The sequence below is a fragment of the Arthrobacter sp. APC 3897 genome (genome assembly GCF_030407495.1).
GTDB lineage: Bacteria > Actinomycetota > Actinomycetes > Actinomycetales > Micrococcaceae > Arthrobacter_B.
In genome coordinates this window covers 26,352-43,760 of record NZ_JASDDG010000004.1, presented here as the reverse complement: position 1 = coordinate 43,760, position 17,409 = coordinate 26,352, and the positions used below count along the sequence as shown (strand labels likewise).

General features: G+C 65.3%; 12 protein-coding genes. 8 read left to right on the top strand and 4 right to left on the bottom strand.

Translation table 11 applies throughout. From position 1 onward, the window contains the following. Positions 1-47: 47 nt before the first annotated feature. Positions 48-3,896 (bottom strand): multifunctional oxoglutarate decarboxylase/oxoglutarate dehydrogenase thiamine pyrophosphate-binding subunit/dihydrolipoyllysine-residue succinyltransferase subunit, encoded by a 3,849-nt coding sequence (locus tag QMA10_RS03375; protein WP_290166189.1) that lies wholly within the window; start codon positions 3,894-3,896, stop codon positions 48-50. Positions 3,897-4,392: 496 nt separating this feature from the next. Here QMA10_RS03375 and QMA10_RS03370 point away from each other — a divergent pair, with 496 nt between their 5' ends. The 5 genes from QMA10_RS03370 to QMA10_RS03350 all read left to right on the top strand — a co-directional run bounded on the left by QMA10_RS03370 (position 4,393) and on the right by QMA10_RS03350 (position 9,697). Beyond that, on the top strand, positions 4,393-5,811 hold the full coding sequence (locus QMA10_RS03370) for a hemolysin family protein (RefSeq protein WP_290166187.1): 1,419 nt from the start codon (positions 4,393-4,395) through the stop codon (positions 5,809-5,811). Further along, positions 5,808-6,878, top strand: a complete 1,071-nt coding sequence (locus tag QMA10_RS03365) for a hemolysin family protein (protein WP_290166185.1) — start codon at positions 5,808-5,810, stop codon at positions 6,876-6,878. Before QMA10_RS03370 ends, QMA10_RS03365 begins: the two co-directional genes overlap by 4 nt. A 125-nt stretch (positions 6,879-7,003) precedes the next feature. Further along, entirely contained in the window at positions 7,004-8,029 is a 1,026-nt protein-coding gene (locus QMA10_RS03360; protein WP_290166184.1) for a zinc ABC transporter substrate-binding protein, read from the top strand. Next, the gene (locus tag QMA10_RS03355; RefSeq protein ID WP_290166182.1) at positions 8,026-8,841 is read left to right on the top strand and encodes a metal ABC transporter ATP-binding protein; all 816 of its coding nucleotides are present in this window, start codon (positions 8,026-8,028) and stop codon (positions 8,839-8,841) included. Before QMA10_RS03360 ends, QMA10_RS03355 begins: the two co-directional genes overlap by 4 nt. After that, positions 8,828-9,697: a metal ABC transporter permease gene (locus QMA10_RS03350; RefSeq protein ID WP_290166181.1), complete on the top strand. Its 870-nt coding sequence runs from the start codon at positions 8,828-8,830 to the stop codon at positions 9,695-9,697. The genes QMA10_RS03355 and QMA10_RS03350 overlap by 14 nt, the downstream gene beginning before the upstream one ends. A 40-nt stretch (positions 9,698-9,737) precedes the next feature. On the opposite strand, the gene QMA10_RS03345 is transcribed toward QMA10_RS03350, so the two are convergent. Then, on the bottom strand, positions 9,738-10,160 hold the full coding sequence (locus QMA10_RS03345) for a Fur family transcriptional regulator (RefSeq protein WP_290166180.1): 423 nt from the start codon (positions 10,158-10,160) through the stop codon (positions 9,738-9,740). A gap of 177 nt (positions 10,161-10,337) precedes the next feature. Between QMA10_RS03345 and QMA10_RS03340 the strand changes: the two genes are divergently transcribed. The 3 genes from QMA10_RS03340 (at position 10,338) to QMA10_RS03330 (ending at position 12,445) form a co-directional block, all read left to right on the top strand. Then, complete coding sequence (locus tag QMA10_RS03340; protein WP_290166179.1) at positions 10,338-11,012, top strand: MBL fold metallo-hydrolase; 675 nt, start codon at positions 10,338-10,340, stop codon at positions 11,010-11,012. Further along, positions 11,009-11,881, top strand: coding sequence for a sulfurtransferase (locus QMA10_RS03335; protein WP_290166177.1), 873 nt, complete (start codon positions 11,009-11,011; stop codon positions 11,879-11,881). The genes QMA10_RS03340 and QMA10_RS03335 overlap by 4 nt, the downstream gene beginning before the upstream one ends. Before the next feature lie 135 nt (positions 11,882-12,016). Beyond that, the gene (locus tag QMA10_RS03330) at positions 12,017-12,445 is read left to right on the top strand and encodes an HIT family protein (RefSeq protein WP_290166175.1); all 429 of its coding nucleotides are present in this window, start codon (positions 12,017-12,019) and stop codon (positions 12,443-12,445) included. Here the strand turns inward: QMA10_RS03330 and hrpA are convergent. Together hrpA and QMA10_RS03320 are read right to left on the bottom strand one after the other, a co-directional pair. Further along, on the bottom strand, positions 12,442-16,356 hold the full coding sequence (gene hrpA / locus QMA10_RS03325) for an ATP-dependent RNA helicase HrpA (RefSeq protein WP_290166173.1): 3,915 nt from the start codon (positions 16,354-16,356) through the stop codon (positions 12,442-12,444). The genes QMA10_RS03330 and hrpA overlap by 4 nt on opposite strands. A gap of 13 nt (positions 16,357-16,369) precedes the next feature. Further along, on the bottom strand, positions 16,370-17,368 hold the full coding sequence (locus tag QMA10_RS03320; RefSeq protein ID WP_290166171.1) for a YafY family protein: 999 nt from the start codon (positions 17,366-17,368) through the stop codon (positions 16,370-16,372). Positions 17,369-17,409 lie beyond the last annotated feature (41 nt).

The following is a 17,409-nucleotide window of genomic DNA, read 5'->3' as shown; positions in this document are numbered from 1 at the left end:
TCACAAAAAACGGGGTGGGGCGCCGCGGCGCCCCACCCCAACTTAGCCTACTGACGCTCGAAGGCCTTCTTGACAAGAATGTCCTGCTCCACGGCGTGCCGCTTGGCCGAGCCGGTGGCAGTGGACGCGGATGCCGGACGCGACACCAGGCGCAGCGGACGGTCCAGCTGTGCCGGCAGGTTCAGGCCGATGAACGGCCAGGGACCCTGGTTGGCAGGCTCATCCTGTGCCCAAACGATGTCAGCGTTCGGGTACTTGGCGACAGCCGCCTGGATTTCCGCGACGGGCAGCGGGTACAGCTGCTCGACACGGACAATGGCCGTCTTTTCGTCACCTGTCTTCTGCCGGTTGGCCAGCAGATCGTAGTACAGGCGGCCGGAGACGAGCAGCACGCGGTCGACGGCGTTCGCGTCCAGGTCTGCGTGCTCCGGGATGACCGGCTGGAACGAACCCTGCGTGAAGTCTTCCACGGACGTTGCTGCTGCCTTCAGGCGCAGCAGCTGCTTCGGCGTGAAGATAATCAGCGGCTTCCGCGGCCGGCTGTAGGCCTGGCGGCGCAGCAGGTGGAAGTGCGAAGCACCCGTGGTGGGGTTCGCCACGATCATGTTGTCCTCGGCGCACATCTGCAGGAAGCGCTCAATCCGGGCCGAGGAGTGGTCCGGGCCCTGGCCTTCGTAGCCGTGCGGAAGCATCAGCACCAGCGAGGAACGCTGGCCCCACTTCTGTTCCGCCGAGGAGATGAACTCGTCGATGATGGTCTGCGCACCGTTGACGAAGTCGCCAAACTGCGCTTCCCACAGCACGAGGGCATCCGGTCGCTCCACGGAGTATCCGTACTCGAAGCCCATGGCAGCGAATTCCGACAGCAGCGAGTCGTAGATCCACAGCTTGGCCTGGTTCGGATCCAGGTCGGCCAGCGGCATCCATTCCTCACCGGTTGCCCGGTCGTGGAAGACGGCATGGCGCTGCGTGAAGGTACCGCGGCGGGAATCCTGGCCGGCAAGGCGGACGGGGACGCCTTCCATGACCAACGAGCCAAAGGCTGCGATCTCAGCAAAGCCCCAGTCGATGCCGCCTTCGCGGGACATCTGCTCGCGCTTTTCCAGCAGGGCCTTCAGCTTCGGGTGCACCGTGAAGCCTTCGGGTACGGCTACGTGAGCCTTGCCGATGTGTGCCAGGACCTCGGCGGAAATGGCCGTGGACGCCGGGGAGACAATGGTGCTGCCTTCCTGCTGGGACGCCGGGCGTTCCAGATCCGAGACGGCTTCGGTGTCCTTGGTGATGACCGGCAGGGGAGAGGTCTGGGCAGCGTGTGTTTCTGCGAACACCCGTTCCAGGCGGCCCTGGTAGTCGCGCAGTGCCTGTTCCGCTTCTTCCTGGCTGATGTCTCCGCGTCCGATCAGGGACTCGGTGTACAGCTTGCGCACGGAGCGCTTGGCCTCGATCAGGCTGTACATCATCGGCTGGGTCATCGAGGGGTCATCGCCCTCGTTGTGCCCGCGGCGGCGGTAGCAGACCATGTCGATGACGACATCCTTGTGGAAGCGCTGGCGGTAGTCATAGGCCAGCTGCGCAATGCGCACCACCTGCTCCGGGTCATCGCCGTTCACGTGGAAGATCGGAGCCTGAACCATCTTGGCGACGTCGGTGGAGTACACCGAGGAGCGCGACGACGTGGGCGAGGTGGTGAAACCCACCTGGTTGTTGACCACAACGTGGATGGTTCCGCCGGTGCGGTAGCCGCGGAGCTGGGAAAGGTTCAGCGTCTCCGCCACCACGCCCTGGCCGGCAAAAGCGGCGTCGCCGTGGATCAGGATCGGCAGGACAGGGAACTCGTCACCCTGGTCCAGGCGGTCCTGCTTGGCACGCACGATGCCTTCGAGCACGGAATCCCCGGCTTCGAGGTGGGACGGGTTGGCAGCCAGATACACCTTGGTCTGGTTGCCGTTGTCCGAGGTGAAGGTGCCTTCGGTGCCGAGGTGGTACTTCACGTCACCGGAGCCCTGGACGCTGCGCGGGTCCTGGGTTCCTTCGAATTCACGGAAGACCTGGGCGTAGGTCTTGCCTGCGATGTTGGTCAGCACGTTCAGGCGGCCGCGGTGGGCCATGCCGATGCCGACCTCAGCCAGACCGTCGTCGGCGGCACCGGAAATCACGGTGTCCAGCAGCGGGATCAGGGACTCGCCGCCTTCCAGCGAGAAGCGCTTCTGGCCGACGAACTTCGTCTGCAGGAAGGTCTCGAAAGCTTCGGCCGCATTCAGCTTGCCGAGGATGCGCAGCTGTTCTTCGCGCGTCGGCTTGCTGTACTTGGTTTCCAGACGGTTCTGGAACCACTCGCGTTCCGCCGGATCCTGGATGTGCATGTACTCGATTCCGGCGGTGCGGCAGTACGCATCGCGGAGCACGCCAAGAATCTTGCGCAGCTTGAGCATGGGCTTGCCGCCGAAGCCGCCGGTGGGCCACTCCCGGTCCAGGTCCCAAAGGGTCAGGCCGTGGGTCAGCACATCCAGGTCCGCGTGGCGGCGCTGGACGTACTCCAGCGGGTTGGTGTCCGCCATCAGGTGTCCGCGGACGCGGTACGCATGGATCAGCTGCTGGATGCGGGCAACCTTGTTGATCTGCTCGTCCGGATTGACCTGGATGTCCGGGCTCCAGCGCACGGGCTCGTAGGGGATCCGCAGGGATTCGAAAATCTCGTCGTAGAACCCCTGCTCGCCGAGGAGCAGCTGGTGGATGATCCGCAGGAATTCGCCGCTGCCGGCACCCTGGATCACGCGGTGATCGTAGGTGGAGGTCAGGGTGATGACCTTGGAGATGGCATTCTGGGCCAGGATCTTCTCGTTGGAACCCTGGAACTCAGCCGGGTAATCCAGGGCGCCGGCACCGATGATGCAGGCCTGGCCCTTGGACAGGCGGGGAACGGAGTGGACCGTTCCAATGCCGCCCGGGTTGGTCAGCGAGATGGTGGTGCCCTTGTAATCGTCCGCCGTGAGCTTGCCGTTCCGGGCCTTCTTCACGAGATCTTCATACGCCTGCCAGAACTCCGAGAAGTTCAGCGTTTCGGCCTTCTTGATGTTCGGCACCACAAGCAGGCGGGTTCCGTCCGGCTTCGGCATATCAATGGCCAGGCCGAAGTTCACATGCGCGGGCTGCACAGCCACAGGCTTGCCGTCCACGACGTCGTAGTAGACGTTCTGTGACGGGAACTGGGCTGCGGCGCGGATGATGGCGTAGCCGAGGAGGTGGGTGAAGGAGACCTTGCCGCCGCGGGCGCGCTCCAGATGGCTGTTGATGACAATGCGGTTGTCGATCAGCAGCTTTGCGGGCACGGCACGCACAGTGGTTGCCGTGGGGACGCTCAGGCTCAGGTCCATGTTGGTGGCGATGGCCTTGGCCGGTCCGCGCAGGACGTTGACCTTGTCCTCTTCCGAGGGCTTGCTGTTGGGCTGGGTCTTGGGCAGCTGGGCCGGAATCGGCGGAGTCTTGCTCTCTGCTGGCTTGGTTCCCTCAGCTTCGGCCTTGCCTGCTGCGGGCTTGGAGTCCTTGGCGGCCGAGTTGGACGCTGCGGACTCCTTGGCAACCGGAGGCTTGCCGGACTGCTGGGTGGAGGCGGGGGATTCGCCGGAGGCCTTCGGCTTGGCGGACTCGGCCTGCACTACAGGGAGCTGGCGCGTTGTGGGATTGGCGCCGAGTTCGCTCGGAGCTGACGATCCGTTTCCACGGGAAGCAGCTGAAGCGGAGTCCCCGGCTTCCTCGTTCTTAAAGGAGTCGAAAATGCTCCACCACTTCTTGTCAACCGAGTTCTTGTCCTTGAGGTACTGCTCGTAGAGTTCATCGACAAGCCACTCGTTGCCGCCGAATTCTTCCGGCAGCCGGTGGTTGGATTGGTCTGGCACTGTTAATACGCCTCTTCCATGAGTTGCCTTTTGCCCTGATTGGCACCATGTCTGAGGGCAAGAAGCCTCAAAGCTCACTGGTGCGGCCCGGCCGGTGCGCAGTGACCGAGACTTCATGCCAGTCTAGTGACATTGCGGGACAACTGGCCAATTCTGTTTGACATCCGTCCTGCAGCGGGGTCTCACGCGCGCAGGCTTCTCCGCGGGTGCGCGGCCGTTCCGTTTTACCAGTGGCGCGGCAAACCCAAACCTGTAAACTGAAAATCTCATGGACAGTTTCTCTAGGCGCCGGCCTGCGTCCCCGTCCGCAGCTCCTGCGGACCGCACGCACAGAGCCGGCCACGCCCGCACCCACTCACCCCGCACCCCCGGCGCCGCATCGGAGCCTTCCAGACCGGCTTCGGCCGATCACCCCCCGCCTGCCGCACACTGCGGGCACTCCCCAGCGGTGCTTCCTGCCGCGCTTCCCCTGATGATTCCGGCGGTGGAAGCTTAAATGGAATGGTTATATCTCTTCTTTGGCCTGGTGCTGATTCTCGGCACCGGCTTTTTTGTGGCTGTTGAGTTTTCCCTGGTTGCCCTCGACCAGCCCACGGTCCGGCGGGCGGTGGAAAACGGCGACAAGGGCGCCGAGCCGCTCCTGCGCTGCCTGACCTCCCTGTCCACGCAGCTGTCCAGCTGCCAGCTGGGCATTACGCTCACCACGCTGCTGACCGGTTTCGTGATGGAACCGTCAGTGGGCCGCCTGCTGAAAACCCCGCTGGCGGCGCTGGGACTGCCGCCCGTTGCAGTGGATTCGGTGTCCGTCGTGACGGCCATGGTCCTGGCGACGTTCCTGTCCATGCTCCTGGGTGAGCTGATCCCCAAGAACATGTCCATCTCACTGCCGTTCCGCATGGGGCGCGCCCTTGCCCGGCCGCAGCTGGCCTTCACCGTGGTCTTCAAGCCGGCCATCCTGGTGCTCAACGGCTTCTCCAACAAGGTCCTGAACCTCTTTGGCCTCGAGGCCAAGGAGGAAGTCACCGGAGCGCGCACCCCCGCCGAGCTTTCTTCCATGGTCCGCAGGTCAGCCGAGATGGGCACCCTGGACCAGGGAACAGCGAACTTCCTGTCCCGCACGTTTTCCTTCGCGGAGCGGACGGCGGCCGATGTCATGACGCCGCGCATCCGGCTGGAGACCATTGATTCGGAGCAGTCCGTGGCGGATGTCATTGAAGCTGCCCGCCGCACCGGATATTCACGCTTTCCCGTCCTGGGGGATTCCCCGGATGACATCAGGGGAGTGGTGCACGTGAAAAAGGCCGTGGCTGTGCCCCGCAGCCGCCGCGCGGACCTGCCGGCGGGAGCCATTATGAGCGAGGTCCTCCGCGTGCCCGAAACGGTGCACCTGGACAGTCTGCTCTCCGAGCTCCGGGGTGCAAACCTGCAGCTCGCCGTCGTACTCGATGAATGGGGCGGAACAGCAGGGGTAGCAACCCTTGAGGACCTGGTGGAGGAGATCGTCGGGGAAGTCTCCGACGAACACGACAAGATCAAGCCGGGCGTGCTGCAGAGCGCCGCCGGCGCCTGGTACTTCCCGGGCATCATGCGGCCTGACGAAGTCTCCAGGCTTGTGCCGCTGCTGAACATTCCCGATGAATCCGGTTATGAAACGGTGGGCGGCTACATCATGGCCGAGCTGGGCCGCATTGCAGCCGCGGGTGACCGCGTGAACGTTGAGGGCGGTCTCCTGGAAGTTGAACGCATGGACGGCCGGCGCATTGACCGCGTCAGTTTCATTCCCCGGTACGACGACGACGATCCTTCCGCTGTCGATGAAAGTGCGCCCGCTGCTTCGAAAAAGTCCGGGCCCAAGAGCGAAGCCGGAGCTGATGCTCCGGTGAAGGATGCTGCCGGCGGGGGGAACCAGCGATGAGCGACGTCATGGGTATTTTCTGGCTGGTGGTTCTGCTGATCGGCAACGCGTTCTTCGTGGGCGGCGAATTTGCCGTCATGTCCGCGCGCCGCAGCCAAATTGAGCCGTTGGCCGAAGCGGGGTCCAAGCGGGCGAAAACCACATTGTGGGCCATGGAGCACGTCTCCCTGATGCTGGCCTGCGCCCAGCTGGGCATCACGGTGTGCTCCCTGCTCATTCTCTCCGTGGCCGAACCGGCGATCCACCACCTGCTGGCCGCTCCGCTGGAGGCCCTGGGCCTTCCGGTGGAATTCGCCGACGGCGCCGGGTTCCTGGTGGCGCTGCTGATTGTTACTTTCCTGCACGTGACCTTCGGTGAAATGGTGCCGAAGAATATCTCCGTGTCCGTGGCGGACCGGGCGGCGCTGCTTCTGGCGCCTCCGCTGGTCTTCATTTCCCGGCTGGTCCGGCCTGTGATTGGGAGCCTGAACTGGCTGGCCAACCATGCGCTGCGGGTCATGGGCATTACCCCCAAGGATGAGGTGTCCTCGGCCTTCACCCTGGAAGAAATGCAGTCCATTGTGCAGGAGTCCACGAAGCACGGGTTGGTGGCCGATGATTCGGGCGTTATCTCGGGAGCGCTGGAGTTCTCCGGGCAGTCCGCCGGGACAGTGATGGTGCCGCTGGACGAGCTTGTCACGCTGAGCACCGACACCACCCCGGCAGAATTCGAAAAAGCCGTGGGACGCACGGGTTTCTCCCGGTTTGTACTGATGGATGAACACGGCAACCTGACGGGGTACATGCACCTGAAGGACATCATGGCCATGCCGCTGGATGCTTATGACCGTCCGCTGACCGAAAACAAGGTGCGGACGCTGGCGAACCTGCGGCTCGAGGACGGGATTGAGGATGCCCTGGCCACCATGCAGCGCACCGGATCCCACTTGGCCCGTGTGCTCGGCCCGGACAACCAGACGCGCGGCGTGCTCTTCCTGGAAGACATTATTGAGCAGCTGGTGGGCGAGATTCGTGACGCTACGCAGGCCCAGGGTTTTCGGCGGTCCGGGGAAAGCTATTCCGAGTAACCCGTGACCGGTATCAGGCATTCCTAGATGCGAATGATTCGCGTTTAGGTTATGCTGGGGGAGTTCCCACGCGGGACTCCCCCTTCATCTCCATGTACTTCCGCTCGACAGGGAAACAAAAACTTATGCGACGACCCTCCGTCCGTCTTGCCGGCCTCTACCTGGCCGGGGGAGCCCTGCTGCTCTCCGGCTGCTCCAGCGAATCCGGCACCGGATCCTCCGGAGGCGGGGGCGACGGCACGCTTGACGTGGTGGCTTCCACCAATGTTTACGGGAACATCATGGAGAGCGTGGGCGGGGACCGGGTCAGCGTCACTTCGATCATCGACCGTCCCAGCCAGGACCCGCACTCCTATGAAGCGACGGCGCGCGACAAGCTGGCCGTCTCCGAGGCGGACCTCGTGGTCCTGAACGGCGGGGGCTACGACACCTTCATGGAGACGCTGGTGGCAGATTCCGGCATCGACAGTGCGGACGTCCTCAACGCCGTGGAGATTTCAGGACTGGAGGACACAGCCGGTGAAACGCACGACGGCGGTGAAGCACACGACGACGAAGCACACAGCGGCGACTCCACCGCCGGGAGCGGGGACGGGCACGCGCACGGCCACGCCGGACATTCCCACGGTTCCTTCAACGAACACGTTTGGTACAGCCCCGAGGCGATGGGGCTGCTCGCCGAGGCGGCCGCAGAACGCCTGGCCACCGTGGACCCGGATCACGCCTCCACCTACCGGGACAACGCCGCAGCCTTCAACAGCGGCATCGACGAGCTCACGGCAAACCTGGCCGAAGACTCTGCCGCGGCCGGCGGCCGGGATGTAGCGGTGACGGAACCTGTTCCCGAATACCTGTTTGAAGCTGCCGGCCTGCACAACGTAACGCCCGCTGACTTCACCGCTGCCGTGGAAGAAGGCGCCGACGTTCCGCCGGCAGTGCTGAAGGAGATGCAGGATCTGCTGCGCTCCGGCGACGTGGCCTTCCTGGCCTACAACACCCAAACCTCCACGGCACAGACAGAAACTGTCCGGGCGGTCGCAGAGGATGCAGGCGTACCCGTGCTGGACTTCTCCGAAACCCTGCCTGACGGCCAGGACTATCTGGGGTGGATGGGGTCCAACGTGACCGCCATCGACGACGTCCTGCGGTGAGCGACCCCGTTGTCCGGCTGCGAAACGCCGGGCTGTCCTACGGTTCCCGCACTCTCTGGGACGGTTTGGATCTGGACATCCATGCCGGAGAATTCCTGGCGGTGCTGGGACCCAACGGTTCCGGCAAGACAAGCTTCCTGAAGATCCTGCTCGGCCTGCAGCAACTGAGCCGGGGAACCGTTGAAATCAACGGAAGGCCCGCCCAGCGCGGCAGCCGGGACATTGGCTACATTCCCCAGCAGAAGGCCTTTGGCCCGGGAACCCCCCTGCGCGCAAGAGACCTGGTGGGTCTCGGCGTCGACGGCAACAAATGGGGACTGCGCCTGAACCGGTCCCCGGTGCGGCGCCGGGTGGATGAGCTCCTGGACCAGGTGGGCGCCACCCGGTACGCCAATGAGCCCGTGGGGCTGCTGTCCGGCGGCGAGCTCCAGCGGCTGCGTGCCGCACAGGCGCTGGCCACCGACCCCGATCTGCTGCTCTGCGATGAACCGCTGCTGTCCCTGGACCTGCACCACCAGCAGGCCATCAGCGCCCTGATCGACCGCCGATGCCACCGGGAGAACTCGGCCGTGGTGTTCGTGACGCATGAGATCAACCCGGTGATCGACTATGTGGACCGGGTCCTGTACCTGGCCGGCGGAACTTTCCGCACCGGAACGCCGTCGGAGGTGCTGCGCTCGGACGTGCTCTCGGAAATGTACGGAAGCCGCGTGGAAGTCCTGCGCAGCCACGGCCGGATTGTTGTGCTGGGTATCCCCGATGCCACCACCCATGTCCACGGCGAGAGCGGGGATGACCATGGACTTGAGTGATTACTTCTCTGCCGTCTTCGACTTCAGTGATTACGGGCAGCTGCTGCCCCTGGTCTCCAACTCCATCTGGGCAGCCGCCATCCTTGGGCTGGTGGGCGGCCTGATCGGCACCTTCGTCCTGATGCGGGATCTGGCCTTCGCCGTGCACGGCATTGCCGAACTGTCCTTCGCCGGTGCGGCGTTTGCGCTGCTGATCGGCGCCAATGTGGTGTTCGGGTCCCTGGCGGGTTCCGTGGCTGCTGCGGTGCTGCTGGCGGTTATGGGGCTGAAAGCCCGGGACCGAAACTCCGTGACAGGGGTAATCATGCCCTTCGGGCTAGGACTGGGCATCCTGTTCCTGGGCCTTTATGAGGGCCGCTCGGCCAACAAGTTCGGCCTGCTGACCGGGCAGATCGTTGCCGTTGATACGGTGCAGCTGAACCTGCTGGCCGGCACCGCCGTCGTTGTTGTGGCCGGGCTGGTCCTGATCTGGCGGCCGCTGACCTTCGCCAGCGCGGACCCGGAGCTGGCTGAGGCGCGCGGCGTTCCCGTGCGCGTGCTCTCCATTGTCTTCATGATCCTGCTGGGGCTCTCAGTGGCCCTGTCCATCCAGGTGGTGGGTGCGCTGCTGGTGCTCTCGCTCCTGATCACGCCGTCGGCCGCGGCACTGCTGGTGACCTCGTCGCCGCGGCTGGTTGTGCTGCTCAGCGTGCTCTTCGCCGTGACGTCGGCGGTGGGCGGCATTCTCCTGGCGCTGGGCGGGCGGATCTCGATCAGCCCCTACATCACCACCATCTCATTCCTGATCTACCTGGTCTGCCGCCTGATTAAGCGGACGCGGACGAAGGGACGGGTGCGGGCGGGCGCTGCCGCGTAGGGCTCAGCTGTCGTCCAGGGCTCAGGAGCCCCGGCAGGGCTTAGGCGCTGCAGTCCGGACAGAGCCCGAAGATCTCCACTGTGTGGGCCACATCGGTGAAGCCGTACTGGGCTCCCAGCCCCGCTGCCCATGCTTCTACGGCGGGAGCTTCCACTTCCACGGCTTTCCCGCAGTTTCGGCAGACCAGGTGGTGGTGGTGGTGCTCGACGGTGCAGCGGCGGTAAAGCGCTTCGCCGTCGCTGTTGCGCAGCACATCGACCTGGTTCTCTTCCGCCATGGACTGCAGGATGCGGTACGTGGTGGCGAGGGAGACACTGTCGCCGCGTTCATGCAGCAGACGGTAGAGCTCCTGGGTGCTGACGAAATCATCAAGCTCGTCCAGGGTCCGGCCGACGGCGAGCCGCTGGCGCGTGACCCGCTGTTCGGGGGTCCGCTTCGCTGGGCGGGACGTCTCGGATGACATGCTCCTCCTTGGAACGGTGGTGCCGGTGCCGCGGCCCCGGCAGGGCAACAGCGGGACATGAACTTTTCAGCCCGCAGCCTGCGCAACCTCCAGATTATCGCACCGGCCCACCACGGCCACTGCGGGTCAAGGTGAAGCCTTCCGGCCAAGAACGGACACCGGGGGTACTGTGACCCTATGAAACTGACCAAGTACACCCATTCCTGCGTGCGGCTGGAGCGCGGCGGCAACGTGCTCGTACTGGATCCCGGTTCATTCTCCGAGGTGGAGGAAGCCCTGGACGGTGCGTCAGCAGTACTGATCACCCATGAGCACGCCGATCATCTGGACCGGGACCGCGTCCTGGCCGTCATGGACACAGCTCCGAACCTGGTGCTCTACGCCCCGGCGGCCCTGGCCGCAGAGCTGCGGTCGGCGCTGGCCGGCTCCGGGACCGGCAGCGGTGCCGCGGACCGGATCATCGACGTTGAACCCAACACTGCCTTTGACGCTGCGGGCTTCGAAGTGCGCTCCTTCGGCGGACAGCACGCGCTGATCCATCCCCTCGTGCCGGTGGTGGCGAACCTCGGCTACCTGATCGACGGGAGCCTTTACCATCCGGGGGATTCCTTCGTGATCCCGAACGGGCTGACCGTGCAGACCCTCCTGGTACCCATCCACGCTCCCTGGTCCAAGGTGGGGGAGGTCATCGACTTTGTCATCGCGTCCGGCGCCGAGCGGGCCTATCCGATCCATGACGCACTGTTGAATGAGCGCGGCCTGGGGATCGCCGAGAGTCATGTGACCCGTTTCGGTGAACTGTACGGAACCGTGTATCAGCACCTGTCCGCCGGTGATTCGGTGCAGATATGAGCGGGCCGGTGATCGATGTCCAGACCCTGCAGGAGCTGCTGGCGAGCGGCGAACCGGTGGCGCTGCTGGATGTGAGATGGGCCCTGGGCCACACTGACGGGCACAAGCAGCACGAGCGCGGGCACATCCCGGGCGCCGTTTATGTGGATCTGGAAAAGGAGTTGGCTGCCCCGGCGGGGAAGGGTGCCGGGGGCCGGCATCCGCTGCCGGACCCGGAAGATTTTCACCGCACGGTCCGCCGCTGGGGGGTGAGCCAGGGGGATACCGTCGTTGTGTATGACGCCGTTGGCGGCACCTCCGCTGCACGCGCCTGGTGGCTGCTGCGTCACGCCGGACTGGAGTCCGTCTACCTGCTCGACGGCGGCATCGTCGCCTGGCACCGGGCAGGTTTCGCTTTGGAGGGCGGACCCGTGGAACCCGTCCCCGGGAACGTGGAGCTCTCCTGGGGCCGGATGCCGGTCCTGGAGATGTGGGATGTTCCGGCGGTAGTGGCAGGCGGTCGCCTGCTCGATGCCCGGGCCAGGGAGCGCTACCGCGGGGACCGTGAGCCGGTGGACCCGCGGGCCGGGCACATTCCCGGTGCCGTCAATGCGCCCGCCGCGCACAACCTGACTGAGGAGGGCACCTTCCGCACCCCGGAGGAACTGCGCGCCGTCTACGAGGAGCTGGGCGTGCGCCGCGATGCCCCCGTTGCCGTGTACTGCGGGTCCGGCGTCAGCGCTGCCCACAACGTTGTGGCACTGGAAGTAGCCGGCTACCGGGCCGCCCTTTACCCGGGATCCTGGTCCCAGTGGTCCTCCACCAAGGGCTCGCCGGTTGCCGTGGGAACGCGCGCAGGGGAATGGCCGGGGACAGCCAAAAAGAGATAGCGTCTAAACATGATGACCGGCCGACCAGTTCCGCCGCCCCTGCGCCTGAAGGTACCTGCCAACACGCAGCCCTCCACCGCAGCCGGCGCTGCCCGGAACCCATCCCCTTCCCCCCAACAGTCTCCAGGAGCACCCATGCCCACTCTTTTCACCAAGATCATCAACGGCGAGATCCCCGGCCGCTTTGTCTGGAAGGACGACGACGTGGTGGCGTTCCTGAGCATCGGCCCCCTGAGCGACGGCCACACTCTGGTGGTGCCGCGGCAGGAGGTCGACAAATGGACGGATGCCCCCGCTGATCTGATGCAGAAGCTCACAGCCGTTGCGCATGCCATTGGGCAGGCGCAGGTTGCCGCTTTCGGTTCGGAACGGGCGGGGCTGAGCATTGCCGGCTTCGAAATCGACCACCTGCACCTGCATGTCTGGCCGACTAATTCCCTGCAGGACTTCGACTTCAGCCGGGCCGAGTCCAATCCCGATCCGCAGCGTATGGACGCCAATGCGGAAAAGCTCCGCCGGGCGCTGCGCGACGCAGGACACGGGGAGTTCGTGCCGGAGGCCTAGGCCGGAGCCAAAGCAGCGTTCAGGGCGGTGCGGATCCGCTTTTCCGACACCGACCGCACGGTTCCCAGTTCCTGGGCGAAGAAGCTGATCCGCAGCTCCTCGATCATCCACCGGACTTCGGTCAGCGCAGGGGGTGTTCCTGCGCCGGGGAGCAGCGCCGCGACGGCGTCGTCGTAGTCGTCCTCCAGCGCCTGCACCACTGCCATCTGCTGCGCATCACGCTGCACGTTGGTGGGCAGCTTTTCCAGCCGCCGCTCAACCCCCGCCAGGTAACGCGGCAGGTGCGTCAGCTGGGCGTAGCCGGTGCGTGCCACAAACCCCGGGTACACCAGCGAGTCCAGTTGTGCGCGGATGTCATTCAGGGCGCTGATGAGGGCCAGGGACTGTGTTCCCTTCAGCGCCTTGGTGATGCGGCGGGTGCTGGAGAGGATCTTCTCCACCGTGGCGGTCACGGTGAAGACAGTATCGATCAGCTCGGCCCGGACCTTTTCATACAGTTCATCAAACTGTTCCCGGGTCCACGGGAGGGCCTCGGGCGTGAGCTTGTCGACGGCGGCCAGGGTGCAGTCTTCAATCAGCGCGGCCACTGAGCCGTGCGGATTCTGGCTGAAGGTCAGCTTCTCCGTGTTGCTCAGGTGCTCCAGGACGTATTTTGCCGGGCTCGGAACGCGCAGCACCAGCAGCCGGATCACGCCGCCGCGCATGGCAGCGGCCTGTTCTGCGGCATTCTGGAACATGCGCAGTCCGACGCTTTTCCCTTCATCCACCAGTGCGGGATAGCCGGTGACCATATGCCCGGCCACAAGCCGCTGCACCTGCTTGTCGATGGTGCCGACGCTCCACTCCGTCAGCCCCGTCTGTTCTGCCAGCGAGGGGCCCGACGACGACGCCGGCTGTCCTGCTACGGTGTTTGCCGCCGGTCCGGAAGGCTTGCCCCCGTGCTTGCCGGCCGCCTTGGGCGTCACGGTTTTGGGAGTGGCGCCCAGCGACTCGGCAATGGCGCGGCGGGTGGCGGGGGCGAGGGATTCCTGCAGTGCGGCAAGGTCCTTGCCTTCGTCCAGGACCCTGCCCGAGCCGTCCACCACGCTGAAACTCATGCGCAGGTGTTCAGGCACAGCGTCCCAGTTCCAGGACCCGGGCGGGATGATGTGGCCCTTGAGCCGGCGCAGCGCCAGTTCGAGGGAGGGCTCGAGTGCGTCCTGTGCGGGGTCGAAGTCAGCAGCCAGTGCAGCCGCAGCCGCACGTGCCACGTCGGGGGCAGGAATGAAATTCTTCCGGATGGCCTTGGGCAGCGACTTGATCAGCGCGGTGATCAGTTCGGCCCGCAGGCCCGGAATCTGCCACTTGAACGGCTCGGGATCGAGCTGGTTCAGGAACAGCACGGGAACCTCCACGCTGACGCCGTCGCCCGCCCCGGCAACGCCGGGGGAGAACTCGTAGGTCAGCGGCAGGTCAAAGTCGCCGTAGCGGAAACTCTTCGGGAAGTCGTTTTCATCCAGCCCGGAGGCGTCGTCGGTGCGCAGAGCCTCGGGGTCGAAGTCCAGCAGCGTCGGATTCTCGTGCCGGGCGCTCTTCCACCACTTGTCGAAGTGCCGTTCGGAGACCACATCCTTGCCCACGCGCTCGTCGTAGAACTCGAAGAGCGTCTCGTCGTCCACCCGCAGGCCACGGCGGCGAACCCGGTTCTCCAGCTCCTCCACTTCGGCCAGCAGCGCCTGGTTGCGGTGGAAGAACTTGTGGTGGGTGCGCCAGTCGCCCTCCACCAGGGCATGACGGATGAACATTTCCCGGGACAGTTCCGGGTCCACCCGGCCGTAGTTGATGCTCCGCTGGGGAATGACCGGCACACCGTAGAGCGTGACCTTTTCGTAGGCCATCACCGAGCCGCGGCTCTTGGACCAGTGCGGCTCGCTGTAACTGCGCTTGATCAGGTGGGGAGCCACTTCCTCCACCCACAGCGGGTCAAACTTGGCAGCTACGCGGGCCCACAGGCGCGAGGTTTCCACCAGCTCGGCGGCCATGACCCAGTCCGGTGTCTTCTTGAACAGGGCCGAGCCGGGAAAGACCGCAAAGCGTGTGCCGCGGGCACCGGAGTATTCCCGCTTGCGCTGGTCGTAGAGACCGATGTGGCTGAGCAGGCCGGCCAGCAGGCTCATATGGATTTCTTTGTCATGTGCCACCGGATCCACCGGGCCGGGGGACAGCGTAATGCCCAGCGGCTTGGCAATCTGGCGCAGCTGGGTGAACAGGTCCTGCCACTCACGGATGCGCAGATAATTCAGGAACTCGTTTTTGCACAGCCGGCGGAAGGCCGACGACGAGAGTTCCTTTTGCTTCTCCTGTACGTAGCGCCACAGGTTCAGGTAGCCGGTGAAATCGGAGTTCTCGTCCACGAAGCGCTTGTGCAGCTCGGCGGCCTTCTGGGCGCGGGCCGCATCGTCCTTCGAGGGGCGCTCGCGCGGATCCTGGATGGTCAGCGCGGCGGTGAGCACCATGACTTCCTTGGCGCAGCCCCGTGCGCCCGCCTCCACGATCATCCGGCCCAGCCGCGGGTCAACCGGCAGCTGGGACAGCTTGCGGCCCACCGGGGTGATGCCGCCGGCCGGCTGAAGGGCGCCGAGTTCTTTGAGCAGCGTGGCGCCGTCGTTGATGGCTTTGGAGTCCGGGGGCTGGACGAAGGGGAAATCGGCCACATCCTTGGGCCCCTTGGCCACGCCCATGGCGGCCATCTGCAGGATGACGGCGGCAAGGTTGGTGCGCAGGATCTCGGGATCCGTGAACTCCGGACGGGATTCGAAGTCCTCCTGGGAGTAGAGCCGGATGGCGATGCCGTCGGAGACGCGGCCGCAACGTCCCGAACGCTGGTTGGCGGAGGCCTGGGAGATGCGCTCGATGGGCAGCCGCTGGACCTTGGTGCGGTGCGAGTACCGGGAGATGCGCGCGGTGCCCGTGTCGATGACGTACTTGATGCCCGGCACGGTCAGCGAGGTCTCGGCAACGTTGGTGGCCAGGATGATGCGCCGGTGCTTGCCGGGGTGGAACACCTTGTGCTGGTCGGCCAGGGAAAGCCGGGCATACAGCGGCAGAATTTCGGTGTTGGCCAGCCGCGGGACCCGCTGGACCGAGGAGCGCAGCGCGTCGGCGGCGTCGCGGATTTCACGCTCGCCGGAGAAGAACACCAGGATGTCGCCGGGGGCTTCGCGGGAGAGCTCTTCGACGGCGTCGCAGACGGCGTCCACCGGATCGCGGTCCTCTTCCAGCTCATCGTCGACGTCTTCGTCGTCCGATCCGCCGTTGGCCGGCTGGTTCAGCGGACGGTAGCGGATCTCCACCGGGAACGTTCGTCCGGACACCTCGATGATGGGGGCCGGTTTGCCGTCCGCCGCGAAATGTTTGGCGAAGCGTTCCGGATCAATGGTGGCCGAGGTGATGATGACCTTCAGATCCGGGCGTTCCGGCAGCAGCCGGCGCAGGTAGCCAAGGATGAAGTCGATGTTCAGGCTGCGCTCGTGCGCCTCATCAATGATGATGGTGCTGTATTTCTTCAGCTTGCGGTCGTGCTGGATCTCGGCCAGCAGGATGCCGTCGGTCATCAGCTTGATCTTGGTTGAGCGGCTGGTTTCACCGGTAAAGCGCACCTGGTAGCCCACTTCGGCGCCCAGTTCGACGTCGAGCTCTTCGGCGATGCGTTCGGCCACCGTGCGGGCAGCGAGGCGCCGCGGCTGGGTGTGGCCGATGAGCCCCTTTTCCGCCAACCCGAGTTCCAGGCACATCTTGGGGATCTGGGTGGTCTTGCCGGAACCGGTTTCGCCGGCGATGATTGTCACCTGGTTGGCGGCGATGGCCGCCATGATGTCTTCACGGCGCTCCGAAACGGGCAGGAGCGCGGGGTAGGAAATAGTCAGTGCCATGATTGTTCCCAGTCTAATCGCTGGAATCCGCGGCCTTCCCGTATTCCGCCGAGGGCTGGACACCGCCGGCCCGCTGGAGCAGCGCTGCCGCCGCCCGCGCCCGGTCCCGCATTTCGGCCGGTGCCAGGATTTCGAACTCGATGTCCAGGGCGGCCAGGCGCATCAGCGGCAAATCCAGGGAATCCCAGCCGCCGCGCAGGATGGTGTGTTCCGGCCCGTCTGCCTCCAGTGAGGCTGCCTCCGGCGGAATCCGCTCCTGCAGGTCGGTAACGGGCGCGGCCAGCCGCAATACGACGTCGTACCGGTAGGGAAAGCGCGTAATGGAGTCCTGGACATAGGCGGCCATGTCCCTGGCCGGCAGCGGGCGCGGGAAAAAGCGCTCACGGATGGCCGGAATGCTCTGGCAGCGGTCCATGCGGAAGGTCCGCCAGTCCTGCCGTTCAAGATCCCAGGCCGCCAGGTACCAGCGCCGGCCGGTGCTCACCAGCTTGTAGGGTTCCACGAGCCGTCGTCCGGGGGCGTTGCCGGCCGCCGTGTAGCGGAACGAGACCACACGCTGTTCGGCAATGGCTCCGGACATGGCGGTCAGAGTTTGCGGATCCACGTTCGCGGCATTGCCGCCCAGCACGCTGACGGACTGGCGAAGCGCGGAAAACTTGGGCCGGAGGCGTCCGGGAAGGACCTGTTCCAGTTTTGCGAGGGCGCGGACCGAAGCTTCACCGATCCCGGACACGGGACCGGTGGCGACGGCGGTCAGTCCGAGGGCGACGGCGAGCGCTTCGTCGTCGTCCAGCAGCAGCGGCGGAAGCTGCGCGCCGGATCCCAGCTGGTAACCTCCGGCGATGCCCGGGGAAGCGGAGATCGGATACCCCAGGCTGCGCAGCTTGCTGATGTCGCGCCGCACCGTGCGCTCGGTGACCGTCATCCGGTCCGCCAGGGCAGCCCCGGTCCACTCCCGCCTCATCTGCAGCAGTGAGAGCAGGTGCAGCAGCCGAGCCGAGGTTTCCAACATGGTTTCAAGCTACTCCCATATGCGGACGAAAGCTGTCCTCA